20 protein-coding genes and 2 pseudogenes are annotated in these 17656 nt (G+C 69.9%); 9 read left to right on the forward strand and 13 right to left on the reverse strand.

What is annotated here, in order from left to right:
- Window positions 1-54: 54 nt before the first annotated feature.
- The 3 genes from ispF to OHB00_RS23645 form a co-directional block, all read right to left on the reverse strand.
- Window positions 55-546 (reverse strand): 2-C-methyl-D-erythritol 2,4-cyclodiphosphate synthase, encoded by a 492-nt coding sequence (ispF, locus tag OHB00_RS23635; RefSeq protein WP_406437322.1) that lies wholly within the window; start codon window positions 544-546, stop codon window positions 55-57.
- Entirely contained in the window at window positions 536-1300 is a 765-nt protein-coding gene (gene ispD / locus OHB00_RS23640; protein ID WP_406437324.1) for a 2-C-methyl-D-erythritol 4-phosphate cytidylyltransferase, read from the reverse strand. Before ispD ends, ispF begins: the two co-directional genes overlap by 11 nt.
- 244 nt (window positions 1301-1544) lie before the next feature.
- A complete protein-coding gene (locus tag OHB00_RS23645; RefSeq protein ID WP_003953493.1) occupies window positions 1545-2027 on the reverse strand; it encodes a CarD family transcriptional regulator in 483 nt (160 codons plus the stop codon).
- 628 nt (window positions 2028-2655) lie between these two features.
- Here OHB00_RS23645 and OHB00_RS23650 point away from each other — a divergent pair.
- Complete coding sequence (locus OHB00_RS23650; protein WP_406437326.1) at window positions 2656-3315, forward strand: DUF461 domain-containing protein; 660 nt, start codon at window positions 2656-2658, stop codon at window positions 3313-3315.
- 183 nt (window positions 3316-3498) lie between these two features.
- Here the strand turns inward: OHB00_RS23650 and OHB00_RS23655 are convergent, their stop codons facing one another.
- Both OHB00_RS23655 and OHB00_RS23660 read right to left on the reverse strand, forming a co-directional pair.
- On the reverse strand, window positions 3499-4179 hold the full coding sequence (locus OHB00_RS23655) for a response regulator transcription factor (protein WP_010358452.1): 681 nt from the start codon (window positions 4177-4179) through the stop codon (window positions 3499-3501).
- Window positions 4176-5432: a sensor histidine kinase gene (locus OHB00_RS23660; protein WP_406437328.1), complete on the reverse strand. Its 1257-nt coding sequence runs from the start codon at window positions 5430-5432 to the stop codon at window positions 4176-4178. Before OHB00_RS23660 ends, OHB00_RS23655 begins: the two co-directional genes overlap by 4 nt.
- 224 nt (window positions 5433-5656) lie before the next feature.
- Here OHB00_RS23660 and phoU point away from each other — a divergent pair, with 224 nt between their 5' ends.
- The 5 genes from phoU (at window position 5657) to OHB00_RS23685 (ending at window position 8924) form a co-directional block, all read left to right on the forward strand.
- Window positions 5657-6346, forward strand: a complete 690-nt coding sequence (gene phoU / locus OHB00_RS23665; protein WP_365791522.1) for a phosphate signaling complex protein PhoU — start codon at window positions 5657-5659, stop codon at window positions 6344-6346.
- 147 nt (window positions 6347-6493) lie between these two features.
- A complete protein-coding gene (locus tag OHB00_RS23670; RefSeq protein WP_167391710.1) occupies window positions 6494-6649 on the forward strand; it encodes a hypothetical protein in 156 nt (51 codons plus the stop codon).
- A 173-nt stretch (window positions 6650-6822) separates the two neighbouring features.
- Entirely contained in the window at window positions 6823-7071 is a 249-nt protein-coding gene (locus OHB00_RS23675) for an SCO4226 family nickel-binding protein (RefSeq protein ID WP_406445961.1), read from the forward strand.
- Between the two features lie 202 nt (window positions 7072-7273).
- Complete coding sequence (locus OHB00_RS23680) at window positions 7274-8518, forward strand: lanthionine synthetase LanC family protein (RefSeq protein WP_406437331.1); 1245 nt, start codon at window positions 7274-7276, stop codon at window positions 8516-8518.
- A 31-nt stretch (window positions 8519-8549) separates the two neighbouring features.
- Window positions 8550-8924, forward strand: a complete 375-nt coding sequence (locus OHB00_RS23685; RefSeq protein ID WP_406437332.1) for a hypothetical protein — start codon at window positions 8550-8552, stop codon at window positions 8922-8924.
- Between the two features lie 393 nt (window positions 8925-9317).
- On the opposite strand, the gene OHB00_RS23690 is transcribed toward OHB00_RS23685, so the two are convergent.
- Window positions 9318-9764: a peptidoglycan-binding protein gene (locus tag OHB00_RS23690; RefSeq protein ID WP_406437334.1), complete on the reverse strand. Its 447-nt coding sequence runs from the start codon at window positions 9762-9764 to the stop codon at window positions 9318-9320.
- Between the two features lie 261 nt (window positions 9765-10025).
- Between OHB00_RS23690 and OHB00_RS23695 the strand changes: the two are divergent.
- Window positions 10026-10139: pseudogene (locus OHB00_RS23695) on the forward strand (winged helix-turn-helix transcriptional regulator); the annotation flags it as partial.
- Here OHB00_RS23695 and OHB00_RS23700 read toward each other — a convergent pair.
- The 3 genes from OHB00_RS23700 to OHB00_RS23710 all read right to left on the reverse strand — a co-directional run bounded on the left by OHB00_RS23700 (window position 10126) and on the right by OHB00_RS23710 (window position 12240).
- The gene (locus tag OHB00_RS23700) at window positions 10126-10623 is read right to left on the reverse strand and encodes a GNAT family N-acetyltransferase (RefSeq protein ID WP_406437336.1); all 498 of its coding nucleotides are present in this window, start codon (window positions 10621-10623) and stop codon (window positions 10126-10128) included. The pseudogene OHB00_RS23695 and the gene OHB00_RS23700 overlap by 14 nt on opposite strands.
- Window positions 10624-10789: 166 nt before the next feature.
- Window positions 10790-11197 carry an NUDIX domain-containing protein gene (locus OHB00_RS23705; protein ID WP_406437338.1) on the reverse strand — a complete coding sequence of 136 codons (408 nt, stop codon included), beginning with the start codon at window positions 11195-11197 and terminating at the stop codon, window positions 10790-10792.
- 281 nt (window positions 11198-11478) lie between these two features.
- Window positions 11479-12240: a phosphoglyceromutase gene (locus OHB00_RS23710; RefSeq protein WP_406437340.1), complete on the reverse strand. Its 762-nt coding sequence runs from the start codon at window positions 12238-12240 to the stop codon at window positions 11479-11481.
- Window positions 12241-12417: 177 nt separating this feature from the next.
- Here OHB00_RS23710 and OHB00_RS23715 point away from each other — a divergent pair, with 177 nt between their 5' ends.
- The gene (locus OHB00_RS23715; protein WP_406437342.1) at window positions 12418-13677 is read left to right on the forward strand and encodes an MDR family MFS transporter; all 1260 of its coding nucleotides are present in this window, start codon (window positions 12418-12420) and stop codon (window positions 13675-13677) included.
- A gap of 102 nt (window positions 13678-13779) precedes the next feature.
- On the opposite strand, the gene OHB00_RS23720 is transcribed toward OHB00_RS23715, so the two are convergent.
- Entirely contained in the window at window positions 13780-14895 is a 1116-nt protein-coding gene (locus OHB00_RS23720) for a hypothetical protein (protein ID WP_406437344.1), read from the reverse strand.
- 111 nt (window positions 14896-15006) lie between these two features.
- Window positions 15007-15462 carry a DUF2000 family protein gene (locus tag OHB00_RS23725; protein WP_406437346.1) on the reverse strand — a complete coding sequence of 152 codons (456 nt, stop codon included), beginning with the start codon at window positions 15460-15462 and terminating at the stop codon, window positions 15007-15009.
- 49 nt (window positions 15463-15511) lie between these two features.
- Here OHB00_RS23725 and OHB00_RS23730 point away from each other — a divergent pair, with 49 nt between their 5' ends.
- On the forward strand, window positions 15512-16327 hold the full coding sequence (locus tag OHB00_RS23730) for a helix-turn-helix domain-containing protein (protein ID WP_406437347.1): 816 nt from the start codon (window positions 15512-15514) through the stop codon (window positions 16325-16327).
- Between the two features lie 13 nt (window positions 16328-16340).
- Here the strand turns inward: OHB00_RS23730 and OHB00_RS23735 are convergent, their stop codons facing one another.
- Together OHB00_RS23735 and OHB00_RS23740 are read right to left on the reverse strand one after the other, a co-directional pair.
- Window positions 16341-17147, reverse strand: a complete 807-nt coding sequence (locus OHB00_RS23735; protein WP_406437349.1) for a hypothetical protein — start codon at window positions 17145-17147, stop codon at window positions 16341-16343.
- An 83-nt stretch (window positions 17148-17230) separates the two neighbouring features.
- Window positions 17231-17653: pseudogene (locus OHB00_RS23740) on the reverse strand (helix-turn-helix domain-containing protein); the annotation flags it as partial.
- Between the last annotated feature and the right edge of the window lie 3 nt (window positions 17654-17656).

Consider the following 17656-nt stretch of genomic DNA (forward strand, 5'->3'; position numbering starts at 1 on the left):
GCGGATTCGTGGGGGTTGGGCGCGTAGTTCCCCGCGCCCTTTGAGTGGGACCAGTCATCCCTGTCTGATGACCAAGGCCGTCGCAATGGCCATAAGCCCCTCTTCCCTGCCGGGAAATCCAAGGCCGTCCGTGGTGGCCCCCGAAACCGAAACGGGCGCGCCCGCCGCCTCCGTAAGGATCTTCTCGGCCTCGTCCCTCCGCTTTCCGATCTTCGGGCGTGGGCCTACGACCTGTACGGCGACGTTTCCGATCACGAATCCCGCGGCGCGGACGATCCGGGCCGCCTCCGTCAGCAGGGTCACCCCCGACGCGCCCGACCATTGCGGTCGTCCCGTGCCGAAGTGCTGCCCCAGGTCGCCCAGTCCCGCCGCGGAGAACAGCGCGTTGCACGCCGCGTGCGCGACCACGTCGGCGTCCGAGTGGCCGGCCAGGCCCGGCCCCTCGCCCTCCCACTTGAGGCCGGCGCACCACAGGTCGCGGCCCTCCTCGAAGGCGTGGATGTCGGTGCCGACACCCACCCGGGGGAGGATCACCTCAGAAGCCATCGTTGAGCCTCCTGCGGGCCAGGACCGCCTCCGCGAGGACCAGGTCGAGGGGACGGGTGACCTTGAAGGCCTCCTCGTGGCCGGGGACGACCACGACCCGTTCGCCGAGCTGCTCGACCATGCTGGCGTCGTCGGTGACGTTGTCGGTGACCGTCTCGTGGGCGCGGACCAGCGTCGTACGGTCGAAGCCCTGCGGGGTCTGGACGGCACGCAGGCGGGCGCGCTCGGGGGTGGCCAGCACCGGCTCGGGGTCGCCCGGAGTGGTGGCCGGCTCGACCTCCTTGACCGTGTCGGCGAGCGGGAGAGCGGGGACGACCGCCGGGGCGCCGTCGCGGACCGCCTGGATCACCCCGTCGACCGTGTCGACGGGGACGAGGGGGCGGGCGGCGTCGTGGACCAGGACGATGTCGTAGTCGGGGGGCAGCGCGTCCAGGCCGAGCTTGACCGACTCCTGGCGGGACTCGCCGCCGGGGACGACGAGGAAGTCGGTGCGGTCGGGAAGCGCGTGGGCGTCGAGGAGGGACTTGACCTCGGGCGCGCCGTCGGGCGGGGCCACGACGACGACCAGGGAGACGGCGCGGGAGGCGGCGAGGGCACGCACGGCGTGGATGAGCATGGGCGTGCCGTTCAGCGCGCGCAGCGCCTTGGGGGCGCCCGGACCGAGCCGTACGCCCCGGCCGGCGGCGGGAATCACGGCTGCCGTGCGCAGTGCGGTACGCGGTTCCGTACGCGAAGGACGCGAATCGTCAGACATCGGTTCCTGTCAGGTTTGTGTGCGGGCCTGGCGTGGGTATGGCCTGGGAAGTGCCGGGCGCGACGCCTTGACCGGACCCTTCCGTGACACTGGTCGAGCCAGCAGCCCGGGCCCGGCACGCTTAGTATCGGGGGTTTCCCGAGGGCGTACGCAAACATGCCGCAGCGCCCGGCGACAGGAAGTGTCATCGGGCACCGCGGCATCTCGGGTGGTGCGGAGCTTCAGCGTGCTGAGCTGGACTGCGTCAGGACGCGAGGACCTCGTCGAGCAGGGCCTCGGCCTTGTCCTCGTTCGTGTTCTCCGCGAGGGCGAGTTCGCTCACCAGGATCTGGCGGGCCTTGGCGAGCATGCGCTTCTCACCGGCGGAGAGTCCGCGCTCGCGCTCACGACGCCACAGGTCACGCACGACTTCCGCGACCTTGATGACATCGCCGGAGGCGAGCTTCTCCAGGTTTGCCTTGTAACGACGCGACCAGTTCGTGGGCTCCTCGGCGTACGGCGCGCGCAGCACCTCGAAGACCCGGTCCAGCCCGTCCTGACCGACCACATCACGCACGCCGACGAACTCCGCATTGTCCGCTGGCACACGTACCGTCAGGTCACCCTGGGCGACCTTCAGCACCAAGTAGGTCTTGTCCACGCCTTTGATCTGGCGAGTTTCGATGGCCTCGATCAGCGCGGCCCCGTGATGGGGATAGACCACGGTGTCGCCAACCTTGAACGTCATGTGACAGGTACCCCTTCCGTGGCTATCCAGAGTAACACGGAAACCGGCGGTTCTGAATGGCGTTTTCGCAGGTCAGGGCATATCTCGGGGCTTGACAACAGCAACAGGAACGTGCTTCGCGAGCCGTCCGGAAACAGGTATTCGCAGGTCGGAGCCGCTCTCCGGGCGAGGTGAAACGCACACGTTACACACATCCGGAGGCTCGCCCAAGCGGTCGAACGTCCACATATGTCCGGTTCCAGGCGTACGACTTCCGCTACTCCGTTCGGTTGCCGGAGCCGGATCCCGGACGTTTCCGGAATTGATCACGGGGTCCGACTGAACGGTACGTGAAGCCGCTCCTGAAGCACTGTGTGATCAATTCTCCCGCCGGCCGCGCATTCCTTCACGGAAATTTTGCGCGCGGTGTTGTGGACGGGTTATGTGAATGCCGCACGAGCGTCGCACCAAAGTGACCGCAGGGGCACTTGCGGATGCCCGTGGGTACCCCCTGCTCGAGGGAAGCGAGGGGCTTGGGGAGGGTCGGGTGCGGCGGCGCGGGAACGGCTCGGTAACCTAAGGCCGCTGACAGACACTTAGGGCGGCTTTATCAGGGGGCCGCCCGTGCGTTCAAGGAGTTGCCGCCGCCGTGAGCAGCAGCCTTCGACGCGGCGCCCTCGCCGCCTCCGCCATCGCCTTCTCCGTCGCCGCGCTCGCAGCCTGCGGCGCCGGCAACGACTCCCAGACGCTGGAGATCAAGCCTGACAACGCGGCGACGAGTGTCGGCGACATCAAGGTCCAGAACGCGACCGTGATCACCCAGCCCGACCTCACGTCGACCGGGCCGGCCGTGATCTCCGCGACGATCTTCAACACCGGCACCGAGCCGGAGACGCTCCAGTCGATCGTCGTCGCCGGCACCGGCAAGACCGCCGAGCTGCACGCCACCAAGTCGCAGCCGCTGACCATCCAGGGCGGCGGCCGGCTGATCCTCGGCGGCAAGGACAACGCCTCCGCGGTGCTGGCCAGCAGCCGCGAGGCGGTCAGCGACGGCAACGCGCAGAAGATCACGTTCACCTTCAGCAAGACCGGTGACGTGAGCCTGCGCGCGTTCGTCGTGCCGGCCGAGAACTACTTCACGGGCTGGGGCCCGAGCGCGGTGCCGTCCGCCTCGCCGTCCACTTCCACCACCCCGGCCGCCGGCTCCACGGCGAGCGGGAGCGCCAAGCCCGGCAAGAAGAACAAGGAGTCCGAGAGCGCCTCGGCCACCCCGACCGACTCGGCCTCCGAGTCGACGAACGCGGGCTGACCAGCCGCACCGGCAACATGGGAAGGGCGGCACCCCTGAGGGTGCCGCCCTTCTCCGTACGGCCGCAGGCACAGCTCAGCGGTTCACGGCCCGGACACCGTCCCCGACGCACCCCTCGCACCGCTGCGCGGGCCTCGGGATGCTGCGCCGGACTCCGTCCGCCGACTCGGCACGGGCGGGTTTTTACGGTTCAAACTTGTAGCCGAGACCGCGGACCGTCACCAGGTAGCGCGGGGCGCCCGGGTCCGGCTCGATCTTGGCGCGCAGGCGCTTGACGTGGACGTCGAGGGTCTTGGTGTCGCCGACGTAGTCGGCGCCCCAGACACGGTCGATGAGCTGCATGCGGGTGAGGACGCGGCCGGCGTTGCGCAGCAGCATCTCCAGGAGGTCGAACTCCTTGAGCGGGAGGTCGACCTTGGAGCCGGAGACCGTCACCACGTGGCGGTCGACGTCCATGCGGACCGGGCCCGCTTCGAGGGCGGCCGGGGTGACCTCCTCCGGCTCGCCCCGGCGGCGGAGCACCGCGCGGATGCGGGCGACCAGCTCGCGGGAGGAGAAGGGCTTGGTGACGTAGTCATCGGCTCCTATTTCGAGCCCGACAACCTTGTCGATCTCGCTGTCCTTGGCCGTCACCATGATGACGGGGACGTTGGACCGGCCGCGCAGCTGGCGGCAGACCTCGGTACCGGGCAGCCCCGGCAGCATCAGGTCGAGGAGGACGAGGTCGGCGCCGTTGCGCTCGAACTCGTCGAGTCCGTCGGGGCCCGTGGCCGCCACGGCGACCTCGAAGCCCTCTTTGCGGAGCATGTACGACAGGGCGTCGGAGAAGGACTCCTCGTCCTCGACGACGAGCACTCGGGTCACGGAAGGACCTCCGGGGCGGGAAGCGGTTCGTACGGGGATGACTCGGTGGTACCGGCCTCGTCGTCGAGGTCGGGGTCGGGGTGCTGCGACGCGCGGTCGCGGGCCACGCCCGCCTCCGGCAGCCTGAGGGTGAACGTGGAGCCCTGGTTCTCGGCGCTCCACACCGTGACCTCCCCGCCGTGCGAGGCGACCACGTGCTTGACGATGGCGAGACCGAGACCGGTGCCACCGGTGGCCCGTGAGCGGGCCGGGTCGACGCGGTAGAAGCGCTCGAAGATGCGCTCCTTGTCCTTGTCGGAGATGCCGATGCCCTGGTCGGTCACGGCGAGCTCGATCATGTCGCCACCGGGCACGCCGACCCGGCGGGCGGCTATCCCCACCCGGGTGCGGGCCGGCGAGTAGTTGACGGCGTTCTCGACCAGGTTGCCGAGGGCGGCGGCCAGCTGGCCGCGGTTGCCCCAGACATGCAGGTCGGCGGTGCCGCCGGCGGCCATGGTGATCTGCTTGGCGCCGGCCTGGTGCCGGCACCGGTCGATCGCCTCGGCGACCAGCTCGTCGACCCGGACCGGCTCGGCGTCCTCCAGCGGATCGTCGTTCTGCACTCTCGACAGATCGATCAGCTCCTGGACCAGGTTGGTCAGGCGAGTGGCCTCGATCTGCATGCGACCGGCGAAGCGCTGCACGGCCTCCGGGTCGTCCGAGGCGTCCATGACGGCCTCGGAGAGCAGGGAGAGCGCGCCGACCGGGGTCTTCAGTTCGTGGCTGACATTCGCCACGAAGTCGCGGCGTACCGCCTCGATGCGGCGGGCCTCGGTGAGGTCCTCGACGAGGAGCAGCACGAGCCGGGAGCCGAGGGGTGCCACCCGGGCGGAGACGGCCAGGGCCTCGCCCCGCCCGGTCCCCCGCCTCGGGAGGTCCAGCTCGACCTGTCGTATCTCGCCGTCGCGCCGGGTGTCCCGGGCCATTCCGAGCATCGGCTCGATGGCGAGTTTCCCGCCGCGCACGAGTCCGAGGGCGTAGGCCGCCGAGCTCGCCTTGACAACCGCGTCGGCCTCGTCCAGAACGACCGCGGAGGAGCGCAGCACGCTCAGCACGGTGTCCACGCCCGGGGGCAGTACGGGGTCGGTGTGCAGAGAAGTCCTGGTCGGTCGCTTCTGGTCGCGTTCGCTCCAGCGGAACGCCAGCATGGCGATGACACCGGTGAGCACCCCGGCGATCGCTGCCGCTGCGGCGACCGCCGCGTTCACGTCCATGCAAACAGGTTAAGCAGGGGGTACGACATCCCCACAGTCCGCGAGGTGTCAGCTCGAACACTCGTCGCCCAGAGTTCACCTTGGAGCCAGTATTGGTTCATTTGGGGTGGCAGAAACGGTCGCGTTGAGACCGGAACGTGGAAGCGTGGGGTTCGCAGCTGGTTTCGGCCACGGGCGGCCCCGGCCCACGGAGCCCCCTGGAACACACGTAGGAGAGGGAACCCATGCGGGACGCGTACCACGAGGAACTCGACTCGATCGGCGACAGCCTGGTCGACATGGCCCGGCTGGTCGGATCGGCGATCGGGCGCGCCACGACGGCGATCCTCGACGCCGACCTCAAGCTCGCCGAGAGCGTCATCGAGGCCGACCAGAAGGTGGACGAACTCCACCACGACCTGGAGGCGCGCGCGATAGCCCTCCTCGCCCGCCAGCAGCCGGTGGCGACCGACCTGCGGATCGTCGTCACCTCGCTGCGCATGTCCGCCGACCTGGAGCGCTCCGGCGACCTGGCGCAGCACGTGGCCAAGCTGGCCCGGCTCCGCTACCCGGCGAACGCCATCCCCCACGACCTGCACGCGACCGTCCTGGAGATGGGGCAGCTCGCGCAGCGCCTGATGGCCAAGGCCGCCGAGGTGATCATCACCAAGGACGTCGACCTGGCCCTGCAGCTGGAGCAGGACGACGACGAGATGGACCTGCTGCACCGCACGATCTTCCAGCACCTGCTGGACGACCGCTGGAAGCACGGCATCGAGACCGCCGTCGACGTGACCCTCCTCGGCCGCTACTACGAGCGGTACGCCGACCACGCCGTCGCCGTCGCCAAGCGCGTCGTCTTCCTGGTCACCGGCGAGCACGCGGACGACCTGCAGCCCGACATCCAGCCGGTGACGGGCACAGAGGGGGCGTAACCGCCCGGCGGAGTGGGGCTCACGGGGTGCGGAACGGGCGCGGGGCACCCCCATGCGCCGCCGTGCGCTGTTGATGCGCCCGGAGAAACGGGCATGGAATGGTCAAGGCCCTACCTCTAGGGCATCCAGGGAACTCCGGGAGGATCCATGGCCGAATCCCCCAGCACCACGCCCGACCCCACGCAGGAGCGAGAGACCGACCAGCCCGCCGAGATCAAGAACCTCCTGGTCATCGGCGCCTGCGGCTGCGGTTCGGGCTGCGGCTGCGGCTGCCAGTCGGGCAGCCCCTGCCAGTGCGGCTGAGCGGACACATCAGCTGGGCGAAGGGCCCCGGACCCAGGTCCGGGGCCCTTCGTACACCCTGAGGACGACTCCCGTGGTGGCGCGTCCCCGAAGGGATACCCGTGCTGCGGTAGCGCGCGGGGCGGACCCGGCGGGCGCAGCATGGAGGAGGAGCAGAACAGGAGGTGGCAGCCATGCCCCAGTTCATGGACGTACATCATGGAATGACGGGTCTCACCGCCGACCAGCTCAAGGACGCCCACGAGGCCGACCTCGCCATCGAGAAGGACGAGGGCGTGCACTTCGAGCGGGCCTGGGCCGACCCGGACTCCGGCAACGTCTACTGCCTCTCCGAGGCCCCCTCGGCCGAGGCGGTCAAGCGCGTCCACGAACGCGCGGGCCATCCGGCGGACGAGATTCACCAGGTGCCGTTGTCGATCTAGCGAAGCCCGCGGACCGTCCCCGTCCGACAGGCGCCCGCCCGGCAGATACGCCGCAGGGCCGGTGTGTGGAGGTCGGTGATCCCGTCCACGTCGTCGGGATGCGCGGGCCGCGACAACAGCCGAGAGTTCGTCACGGTCACGCGACGACCTCACTTCCGCCCACGGTTCCGCCGGCCGGTTTCGACCATGCGAGAGTGGGCCCATGACGGCAGCACCGGGAGTGGTCCACGAGGTCGAGGAACTCGCGGTGGAGGGGCTGCGGTGGCTGACCGGGGTTGCGCGGGAGACGGCCGGGGGCGGTCTCGCCTGGGCGACGAGGCCTTCGGACGACAGCCTCAACCCGAGCCTCTACAGCGGTACGGCCGGGATCGTCCCCGTACTCCTGGAGGCATGGCGGTACTTCGACGACGACTCCTACGCCGACGCCGCCCTGCGCGCGGCCCGCAGCATCGCGGACTCGGTCGACGGCATGGACGGCGACTCCCTCTACTTCGGCCGTACCGGAATGGCGCTCGTCCTGCGGGCCGTTCACGAGGAACTCGGCGACGCGGCCGCCGGAACCGCCGCCGACCGCGCGTTGCGTCTCGTGCGGGCACGCTTCGACGGCACCCGCTGGAGCGACCTGTTCGAGCTGCTGGGCGGCAACGCGGGAATCGGCCTCGGCGCACTCCTGTCCGGCGACCCCGAACTGGCCGTCCTCGCCGTGGAGCCCTACCTCCGCACGGCGGAGCAGACTCCGGCCGGCGTCCACTGGCCCCACCGCACCGGTGTCGAGGCGCGTCTGCATCACATCTCGCACGGCACGCTCGGCATCGTCCTCGCGCTTGCCCGCGTCGGCGACGCCACCGGACGCCCGGACCTGCTCGAACTGGCCCTGGCCGGCGCCGCGGACGTCGTCGCGCGCGACGAAGCGGGTCCGGAGGGCTTCCTGGTGCGGCACTCCACACCTCAGTACCGCCCCGAGCTGATCGAGCCGTTCAGCTACGGCTGGTGCCACGGCCCGGCCGGGGACGCCGAGGTCTTCCGGCTGCTGCGGGACATCACCGCCGACCCCTCCTGGGCCGCCCTCGCCGACCGCTGCTGGCACACGGTCACCCACTCCGGCCTGCCCCAACGGCTGCGCCCCGGCTTCTGGGACAACAACGGCCGCTGCTGCGGCACCGCCGGCGTCCTCGCCCTGGCCTGCGACCGGATCGCCGAGCAACAGGACGCGTACGACTTCGCCCACGTCCTCGTCACGGACCTCACCGCCCGCGCGACCCGCGACAGCGAGGGCGCCCGCTGGTCCAACGTCGAGCACCGGGCCACCCCTGCCGACCTCGAACCCTGCACCGGCTGGGCGATGGGCAACGCGGGCATCGTCGGCGAACTCCTGCGATTCGCACTCCTGCACGGCCACGGTTTCGGCCCTGGCTTCGGCCCTGGCTTCGGCCCTGGCTTCGGGTGATCTTTCGGGCACGCCGCCAACGACCCCCGAAGTGACCGTCGGCGCGCACTCCTGCTCCGTCTTCCGGATCGGTACGCTTGCCCCGGAGGCGGGGATGTTCATTGCGGTGGCTTTCGGCGCTGGTGGTGTCATCTGCCTTGCCATTGGCATGTGGTTCGTCCGGCGGCAGCACCGCAGGCGCGCCAGCACCCTCGCGGGGTGGGGCGGACTCGCCCTCGGGGCAGCGCAGTTGACACACGCGGCGAACTCTCTGACCGGCGACCGCCAGCCACTCGGCCTCATCCTCGCCGGCTGCTGTGCGGCACTCAGCATCGTCGGCTACCTCCTGCTGGCCCGCGACCGGGACACGTACCGCAACGGTCCCCGCAGCCGAAAGCGCCGGAAACTGCCCCCGATCCACCCGTGACGGGTCGCGAGCGCGGAAAAGGCGCCCCTCCGCGGCACGGGCCAAATCCGCCGTCGTGGCCCCCACCGACGTTCCATGCGGGGGCCTGCGCCGTGTCCATAGAATTCCGCTCGATGAAGAGACGCTTTGGCGCGCGCGGCCTGGGAAGACCGCGTAATGGTCCACTACGTCGTGACGAGCTTCTTCGTGGCCGTTGTCGAGGCTGACATCTATGACGCGTCGCGTGGTTTCAACGAGGTGTAAAAGCAAGCCGTTCAGTTATGTGGAATCGAGTGGACTCGAAATCCTGGCGGGGCAGTCGGTGAGTTCGACTCGGAAGTCGGCGTCCGGTGCCGTGCCGGTCGAGCAGCCGGTTCGCTGCTCGGCCGGCACGACGCACCATGCAGGATCGGCTCAGCAGCCCGTGGCGTTGTAGTTCCAGAACGCGGCCCTGGTCTGCGGTCCGGCGATCCCGTCGGGGGTGCCGGCGTTCTCGCCGACGGCGTTGAGGAACTTCTGCAGCGCCGTGATCGTGTTGGGACCGACGATTCCGTCGACGTCACCGGCGTTGTAGCCCCAGGCGTTGAGCATCCTCTGTGCCGCCATCCAGCTGTTGGTGCCCAGTTGTCCGTCCTCGGTGCCGGCGTTGAAGTGCCAGGCGTTCAGGCAGCTCTGCCAGTTCCTGGCCCGGGCTGTGTCCAGGCCGAGGTTGTTCACCGCGAGGATCTGCCGGCTGCTGACCGCGGGCTTGGTGGCCTGCTGGGGGGCCGCCACGCTCGCACTCGCACCCGCAAGACCTCCAGCGGCAATGCCGACGACGGCAGTCGCGGCAACGAGTGCCCTGGCCAGAGAAGATCGCATTGCTTCCTCTTTCCGATCGACTGTGCAGGCTTCGGCGCGACCGCCCGCAGGGGCCGTCCGCACCGCCCCAAAGCGTGCCAGGGGCGGGCGCCCAAATCTTGGGAAAATGCGATCTGATTTCTCGTATGACTTACTTCGGGCCATATTGTCGGCTCCGAACCTGAGACGGGCGGGAAAGGAAAGCAGGGAGTTACTTCCGAGCAGTCGTCCTGCTTTTCTGGCCGCCTCCTGCAGAATCAGATGGTGAGGACGAGCTTGCCCTCCGGCAAGAGGCTCACCCAGACGCTCCGGCGGCTCCAGGCGCACGGACTCATCCGCCGCCACGCCCACGCCGAGGTGCCGCCCCGCGTCGAGTACGGGCTCACCCCGCTGGGGGGAGGGGCAGCGGGAGGATGAAATAGCAGCCCCTGTCATCGTCGTCCCGGACGGTCGGGTGAACAGCGAAGCCGAGCCGCAGTTTGAGCTGGTGGTTCTCGACGTTCTCGCCCGAGCTGTGGGACCTGACCTGGTGGCAGCCCTTGTCGCCGGCCGCCGCGATGACCGCTCGCTGCAAGGCGGTCCCCACACCCCGTCGACGCCACCGCTCGGGAACGCCGAAAGCGAGGATTTTGGCTTCGTGTACGGCTTGCCCCTGGACGGTGATGGGCGGGCAGCCCGTGTCAGGGCCTATGGGCTGCACGACGTAGCGGCAGAAGCCCAGCAGCAGCGCGTCCGGTGAGTACGCGGCGAGCAGGTGGGAGCTCAGGTGGAATCCCGCGGTGAAGCGCACCCAGTCGCTCTGGCCGAGTTCCTCGATCAGTGCCCACACCAGGTCGTCCTCGGAGCGACCGCCCAGGACTTCCCTGACCTCGATTTCCATCCCTGGGACGGTAACGACGGCCCTTCACGGACGCTACCGGTTTTCCATGGCGCTGCTCCGACAGCCCAGAGACGGCCCGGACAGTGGCCCGACGGCCCATCCGATGGCTCGCGAGCTGATGGGCAACTCCCGTGCTTGCCGGCGCGCCTGTGCAGCGGTCAAGGGATCAGGAAAGCCGCCCGGCCTCGTGAAGCGCGTCGAAAGCCAGCTCGTCGACGGCCGAGACTCGATCCCGATCGGCGTAGCGGAACCACGCCTTCTCGGCAATCTCCCTCGACGGGGTCAGCTCGCCGCGGTGATCAGCGGTGTAACAGATCATCCGGAAAGGGCCGTGATCAGGATGGCCCTCGCCGATCTCGAACGTGCCGAAGTGCACCATGGAGCCGGGGTCGATCGCCGCCTGCAGTTCCTCGTCGATCTCCCGCACCAGGGTCTCGCCGTCGGACTCGCCCGGCTCACGATGACCGCCCGGGAAGTAGAAGCGATCTCTGCCGTGACTACGCGTTACCAACACCCGGCCGTCCCGAACCAGGATCCACGCCACCTTCTCCGGCACATCGCTGCCATTCGCCATGGCTCGGGACCGTATCGGAGGGCAGCGCCTGAGCGCAGCGGTGAGTCCGGGGAACGACCGCTTCGTCCCGAAGCAACTTGGGCGGGCGCCTGGCCCTGGGGCGGTGTGCCTCTCACTTGCTCGCCGCCGCTCGCGGCGGTTGTCACACAGGCGGCGCTGCTCGTCCCGGTTCGTATGAGGATCACGCGCATCTGAGCGTCACGACCCGGAGACGACCCCAGCACAGCATCAAGCCCCCTACTCGCGGAGAACCCGCAGGTAGAGGGCTTGATCGTGCAGGGTTACTTCTTCTTGCCCTGGTTCTTGACCGCCTCGATGGCCGCGGCTGCCGCGGCCGGGTCGAGGTACTGGCCGCCGGGGGTCACCGGCTTGAAGTCGGCGTCCAGTTCGTAGGCGAGGGGGATGCCCGTCGGGATGTTCAGGCCGGCGATGTCGGCGTCCGAGATGTTGTCCAGGTGCTTGACCAGGGCACGCAGGCTGTTGCCGTGGGCGGCGATCAGGACCGTGCGGCCGGCCAGGAGGTCGGGGACGATGCCGTCGTACCAGTACGGGAGCATGCGGTTGACGACGTCCTTGAGGCACTCCGTGCGGGGGCGCAGCTCCGGGGGGATGGAGGAGTAGCGCGGGTCCGCGGCCTGGGAGAACTCGGAGTCGTCGGCGAGCGGCGGGGGCGGGGTGTCGTACGAGCGGCGCCAGAGCATGAACTGCTCCTCGCCGAACTCGGCCAGCGTCGCCGCCTTGTCCTTGCCCTGGAGGGCGCCGTAGTGGCGCTCGTTCAGGCGCCAGCTGCGGTGGACCGGGATCCAGTGGCGGTCGGCGGCCTCCAGCGCGAGCTGCGCGGTGCGGATCGCGCGCTTCTGGAGGGACGTGTGGACCACGTCGGGGAGCAGGTCGGCATCCTTCAGGAGCTCACCGCCGCGGACTGCCTCCTTCTCGCCCTTCTCGTTGAGGTTGACGTCCACCCAGCCGGTGAACAGGTTCTTCGCGTTCCATTCGCTCTCGCCGTGGCGGAGGAGGATCAGCTTGTACGGTGCGTCGGCCATGGGTCAGAGCGTAATCCACGTATTCGGGGCGGAGGGCGGGCGCCCGGGGGCCGTCCCAGGGGGCGGACAGCCGACTGCATCTGTTAATTGACTGGCTCAGGCGAGCAGCAGGTATGTAAGTTGCCGTCACGCCCTGCGTCACTTACACCTGTCGCTCACGCCTGCTCCGGGAGAACCATGTCGTCCGCCGCCCTGCGACGCGCCGTCCGGGAGACCGTCTCCGGTCTGCCCCGGGAGTTCTGGTGGCTGTGGACCAGCACCCTCGTCAACCGGCTGGGCGCCTTCGTGGCCACGTACATGGCGCTGTACCTGACCCTCGACCGCGGGTACAGCGCGTCGTACGCCGGTCTCGTCGCCTCCCTGCACGGGCTGGGCGGGGTCGTGTCCTCCCTGGGCGGCGGGGTGATGGCCGACCGGCTGGGGCGGCGGCCCACCCTGCTCGTCGCCCAGGGCTCCACCGCCGCGGCCGTCGCGCTGCTCGGGTTCGTGCGCGATCCCGTCTCCATCGCCGCCGTCGCCTTCCTGGTCGGCGTGGCCTCCAACGCCTCCCGGCCGGCCGTGCAGGCCATGATGGCCGACATCGTGCGGCCCGAGGACCGGGTACGGGCCTTCTCGCTCAACTACTGGGCGATCAATCTGGGGTTCGCCGTGTCCTCCATGGGCGCCGGGTTCATCGCCGAGGTCAGCTACCGCGCCGGGTTCCTGATCGAGGCGGGGATGACCGCCGTCTGTGCCGTCCTCGTCTTCGCCAAGCTGCCCGAGTCGCGGCCGGTGCGTGCCGCCGCGGAGGGCGCCAGGAACGACGAGGTCAGCCTGGGAACCGTGGTGCGCGACGGGCGGTACATGAGCGTCGTCGGGCTGTCGTTCCTCGTCGCCCTGGTCTTCCAGCAGGGGTCGGTCGGGCTGCCGGTGGCGATGGGCGAGGCCGGGTTCTCGCCCGCCGAGTACGGCATGGCCATCGCCGTGAACGGGATCCTCATCGTGGTGCTGCAGATTCCGGTGACCCGGGTCATCCAGCACCGGGATCCGCGGTCCCTGCTCGTCGTCTCGTCCCTGCTCGCGGGGTACGGCTTCGGGCTCACCGCGTTCGCCGGGTCGGTCGGGGTGTTCGCGCTCACCGTGTGCGTGTGGACGCTCGCCGAGATCGTCAACGCGCCGACCCAGACGGGGCTGGTGGTGCGGCTCTCGCCGGTGCACGGGCGGGGCAGGTACCAGGGCATGTACACACTGTCCTGGTCCGCCGCCGCGCTCATCGCGCCGCTGCTGTCCGGGATCGTCATCGACCGGTTCGGGGCGCGATGGCTGTGGGGGGTGTGCGCGCTCGTGGGGACGGCGGCGGCTCTCGGGTACGGGCTGCTGATGCGGCGACCGCCGGCGGAACGGGCCGCGGCTGCGGCTCCGACGGCGAGTGCGGAGGCGGGGGTGCCGGCGGGCTGAACGCGGGGCGGGCCCCTGCCCTTGGAGATGGAGCCCTCGAAGACCTCGGGAGGCTTCGAAGACCCTGAAGACCTTGGGCAGGGGCCCGGCTGCCGGGACGCGTCAGTCCGTGCAGCCCGGGATCACCGACGGGAAGCAGTTCGTCGGGATGTTGTGGGTGATGGTCGAGTCCCTGAGCATGATCGGGACGTTCGTGCGGAGGCCTCCGGGTGCCGTCGTGGAGGCGTTGTCGCGGATGGTGCTGTGGTCGAGGGAGACGGTTCCGCCGGCGTTGTAGATGCCGCCGGCAACAGAGAGGCCGCTGCCGTTCGCGCTGTTGCGGAAGACCTCGGTGCCTTTGAGCGTGAGCGTGCCCGTGTTGTAGATGCCGCCGCCCTGGCCCGCCGTGCCTCCGACGACGTTGCCGCTGACCTCGGACTTCGTGAGCGTCAGGTTCCCGCCGTTGTAGATCCCGCCGCCCCTGCTGCCCGTGTCGGTGTTGTTCGTGATCTTGCTCTGGTTGATGTCCATCGTGCCGTTGCCGATGTAGAGGCCGCCGCCGCTCGCGGACCCGGCCGCGGTGTTGCGCCGGACCACACTCGTGCCGACGAAGGTCATACCGCCGCCCTGATGGATCCCGCCGCCGGAGGCCTGGGCGTGGTTGCGGGCGAACTCGGAGTTCTCGATGGTCACGGACCCGGCGGTGTAGAGGCCACCGCCGTTGGCCGCGTTGTTGAACGCCACATAGCTGCTTCTGATGTCCGCCGAGCCGCCCGGCGCCACCGCGACACCGCCGCCGTTCCCCGTGGCGGTGTTGTCGAGTACGTCGACCTTCGTCAGCCTGAGCCCGCCGTTGCCGTTGACGCGGATCCCGGCGCCGTCCCCGGCGGTGACCCCACCGCGGACAGTGAGGTCCTTCAGGCGCAGGTCGCCGCCCGAGGCCACATCGAAGATCCGGAAAGCAAGGGTGCTCGCCCCGTCACGGACGATCGTCGCGCCGTTGCCCCTGATCGTCAGCTCCCGGTTGAGGATGGGCTGCAGAGCCATGCTCAGGTGGTAGATGCAGTCACGGCGAAGATCGAGGGTCTCGCCGTTGCGCGCGTTGTTGACGGCAAGGGCCAGTGCCGTCCCGCTGCAGGGCACGTAATCCGGGTCCGCGGCAGCCGCCGGTCCACCCGCCAGGCCCGTGACGATCGCCGCCGTAGCCGCGGCCACACTGCAGAATCTGATGTATCGCATGACATTCACATACGACATTCAGCCCGGACCGCAGCAATTGCGATGATCAGATCACCCGGTTACTCGACGGGATTCCTCCGGTCGGCCGACGTGATCGGCCGGCACGGCAGGTCACGGATGCATCCGCGCCCCCTTCAGCACCTTGTCCACCGCGTTCCGCGGCCCGTACACCGAGAGCCCGACCAGGTCGAGCTCCGCCGTGGGTACGGCCCGTACCGCCGCTCGGTTGTCTCGGTCGTTGCCGGTCGAGAACAGGTCCATGGTGAAGACGGCGCGGGGCAGGGCGCGGCTCAGGGCCCGCTCATGGGCGGCCTTCAGGGTCTCCTTGTCGCCCTCGAAGACCAGCACCGGCTGCCGGAACATCGGCAGGTAGGCGATGCCGTCCGCGTCCTCGTACGGCTCCCCGACCACCTCGGGAAGCGTCGCGCCCAGGCCGCTGACCAGGAACGCGGTGACGTTCAGCCGCTGCCAGGGCTCCAGGTCCGCGCGCAGCAGCACGGCGATCTTCGTGTCGAAACGGACGGGGGCGGGGGCCGGGGCGGTGTTCAGGGGGCTCGTGGAACTCATGCCCTGAGACTGCCGAACGTCGTACGACCCCGTCTTGTACGTTCTTTGCATGGCCGCCCGGCAGTCCGTCGCACAGGAAGTCACCGCCTGGCGCCCCCGTGTCCCGGGCGTCACCGAGGTCTTCCATGCCCGCTTCACCGAGTACGCGTATCCGATGCACGTCCATGACGCCTGGACGCTGCTCATCGTGGACGACGGCGCCGTCCGGTACGACCTCGACCAGCACGAGCACGGCACCCCCGCCGACACCGTGACCCTGCTGCCGCCGCACGTGCCGCACAACGGCTCCCCCGCCACCGCCGACGGGTTCCGCAAGCGCGTGGTCTACCTGGACGGGACCCTGCTCGGGGACGATCTCATCGGAGCCGCCGTCGACGGGCCCGACCTGCGCGACCCCCTGCTGCGGCAGCGGGTCGGCCGGCTGCACTCCGCCCTCGCCCGCCCCGGCGACGAACTGGAGGCCGAGAGCCGGCTCGCCCTGATCGGCGACCGGCTGCGGGGCCTGCTCCGCCCCCGGCTCCTGAGACGGGAGCCCGCAGACCCGTCTCTCGCCCGCGCCCTGCGCGAACTCCTCGACGAGCGGGTCGCCGACGGGCTCGCCCTGGAGGAGGCGGCGCGGCTGCTGCACGCCCATCCCACCCACCTGGTACGGGCGTTCAGCGGCGCGTACGGCATCGCACCGCACCAGTACCTGATGTCCCGCCGGGTCGGCCGGGCCCGCCGGCTGCTACTCGACGGCGTGCCGCCCGGCGAAACGGCCACCGCCACCGGCTTCTACGACCAGGCCCATCTCACCCGGCACTTCCGGAAGCTGGTGGGGGTGACCCCGGGGCGCTATCGCGACAGCGCGCGGGACGTCGTCTGACCTACAGCTGACGTCAGCTGACGTCGACGTAGTCGCCGGCGGCGGTCGCGCCGCCGGTGGTGGCCGTGGCGCCGAAGGTCCACCGGTAGTAGCCGTCGACGGACGCCTTGACCGTGGTCTTCAGCGCGCCGGCCGAGTCGGCCCGCACCGTCTTCAGCGTCGTGTACGTGCTGCTGCCCTTCTTGCGGAACTGCAGCCTGGCGGACTTGCCGCCGAAACCGACGTACTTGTGCTTCACCCAGTCCGCCCGCGTGATCGCGCCCTTCACAGTGAGCGTCCTGCCCTTGGCGACCGGCTCAGGGGTGGCGTTGGCGGTGACCCTGGCCGCGCGCAGGACCTGCACGGTGCCGAGGCCGATCAGGATCTCCTGGCTCTTGAGCTTGTCGTCCGAGCCCCAGATCTTCGCGCCGGCCGCGATCTTCCAGGTGGTCGCGTCGTTGTTGGAGTCCAGGGTGTAGCGCGGCTCGATGGAGAACTCGCCGCCGCAGTCGGCGACGTCGGAGCCGTTGTCGCCGCAGCCGACCGAGCTGACGTAGATACCGCCGTCCGCGTCGCCCTTGGCGGCCGTGGTGTCGTGGTAGAGGAACGGCAGCACCTGTGCGTCGGCGAGCTTGACGCCGGACGGCCAGGTCATGCGGAAGGTGAAGCCCGGCTGCACCGTCGCGGAGGTGCCCACCACGATGGGCCTGCCCTTGTTCACGGCCATCTTGGTCACCGTGATCCCGGTGTCGGCCGCCGCCGCCGACGGTGCCGCGAAGGCCCCCAGGGCCAGCGCCCCCGCGAGCACCACCGCCGGACCGGATGATCTGCCTGCGCGCATGCGCACCTCTTCACTGACGAGAGAGAAGGTGAATGCCGGGTAAGAGCCCGGGCTACGGCAGGCTAACAGCAGCCGGACGGACGTCAGTTCGAGGCCCCACGGGGATGCCCAGTGCAGCGCGTCGCAGGTCCTTTGCCGGTTGCTGGTGGTCGCCGGGTCTTCTCGTCCACGCTGACCAGCAGCGTGCCGGGTGGGACGTCCAGGTAGAGACGGCACACCGCGCCGGCCTGGGACCAGAACGCGTCGTCGTCGGCCCGGTTGAGCCAGCCGCGGACCCTGTGCGGGCGCACCTTCGCCTCGGCCAGGGCCCGGCCGACCGTGGAGGGCGAGAGCACCAGGCCGCGTTCGGCCAGGTGGGCGGCGATGGTGACGCCGGTCCATAGCGTGGCTCCCTCGGGCGGCACGCTGGTAGCGGTGGCCACCACGGCCAGGCGCGCGCTGGGACCATGCTGTTCGGGGCGTCCGCTGCGCGGGCGGTCGAACAGGCCCGCCACCCCACGGCGGCGGAA

The sequence above is a fragment of the Streptomyces sp. NBC_00631 genome, assembly GCF_045206895.1.
Classification (GTDB): Bacteria; Actinomycetota; Actinomycetes; order Streptomycetales; family Streptomycetaceae; genus Streptomyces.

Excerpts from the sequence above, each read along its gene's own strand:
- OHB00_RS23705 (WP_406437338.1), bottom strand. The coding sequence starts at position 11,197 with ATGGCGAATGGCAGCGATGTGCCGGAGAAGGTGGCGTGGATCCTGGTT.
- OHB00_RS23730 (WP_406437347.1), top strand. The coding sequence starts at position 15,512 with ATGGCCGCCCGGCAGTCCGTCGCACAGGAAGTCACCGCCTGGCGCCCC.
- OHB00_RS23645 (WP_003953493.1), bottom strand. The coding sequence starts at position 2,027 with ATGACGTTCAAGGTTGGCGACACCGTGGTCTATCCCCATCACGGGGCC.
- OHB00_RS23660 (WP_406437328.1), bottom strand. The coding sequence starts at position 5,432 with ATGGACGTGAACGCGGCGGTCGCCGCAGCGGCAGCGATCGCCGGGGTG.
- OHB00_RS23735 (WP_406437349.1), bottom strand. The coding sequence starts at position 17,147 with ATGCGCGCAGGCAGATCATCCGGTCCGGCGGTGGTGCTCGCGGGGGCG.
- OHB00_RS23720 (WP_406437344.1), bottom strand. The coding sequence starts at position 14,895 with ATGCGATACATCAGATTCTGCAGTGTGGCCGCGGCTACGGCGGCGATC.
- phoU (WP_365791522.1), top strand. The coding sequence starts at position 5,657 with ATGCGGGACGCGTACCACGAGGAACTCGACTCGATCGGCGACAGCCTG.
- OHB00_RS23680 (WP_406437331.1), top strand. The coding sequence starts at position 7,274 with ATGACGGCAGCACCGGGAGTGGTCCACGAGGTCGAGGAACTCGCGGTG.
- OHB00_RS23715 (WP_406437342.1), top strand. The coding sequence starts at position 12,418 with ATGTCGTCCGCCGCCCTGCGACGCGCCGTCCGGGAGACCGTCTCCGGT.
- OHB00_RS23725 (WP_406437346.1), bottom strand. The coding sequence starts at position 15,462 with ATGAGTTCCACGAGCCCCCTGAACACCGCCCCGGCCCCCGCCCCCGTC.
- OHB00_RS23710 (WP_406437340.1), bottom strand. The coding sequence starts at position 12,240 with ATGGCCGACGCACCGTACAAGCTGATCCTCCTCCGCCACGGCGAGAGC.
- OHB00_RS23670 (WP_167391710.1), top strand. The coding sequence starts at position 6,494 with ATGGCCGAATCCCCCAGCACCACGCCCGACCCCACGCAGGAGCGAGAG.
- ispF (WP_406437322.1), bottom strand. The coding sequence starts at position 546 with ATGGCTTCTGAGGTGATCCTCCCCCGGGTGGGTGTCGGCACCGACATC.
- OHB00_RS23690 (WP_406437334.1), bottom strand. The coding sequence starts at position 9,764 with ATGCGATCTTCTCTGGCCAGGGCACTCGTTGCCGCGACTGCCGTCGTC.
- OHB00_RS23675 (WP_406445961.1), top strand. The coding sequence starts at position 6,823 with ATGCCCCAGTTCATGGACGTACATCATGGAATGACGGGTCTCACCGCC.
- ispD (WP_406437324.1), bottom strand. The coding sequence starts at position 1,300 with ATGTCTGACGATTCGCGTCCTTCGCGTACGGAACCGCGTACCGCACTG.
- OHB00_RS23700 (WP_406437336.1), bottom strand. The coding sequence starts at position 10,623 with ATGGAAATCGAGGTCAGGGAAGTCCTGGGCGGTCGCTCCGAGGACGAC.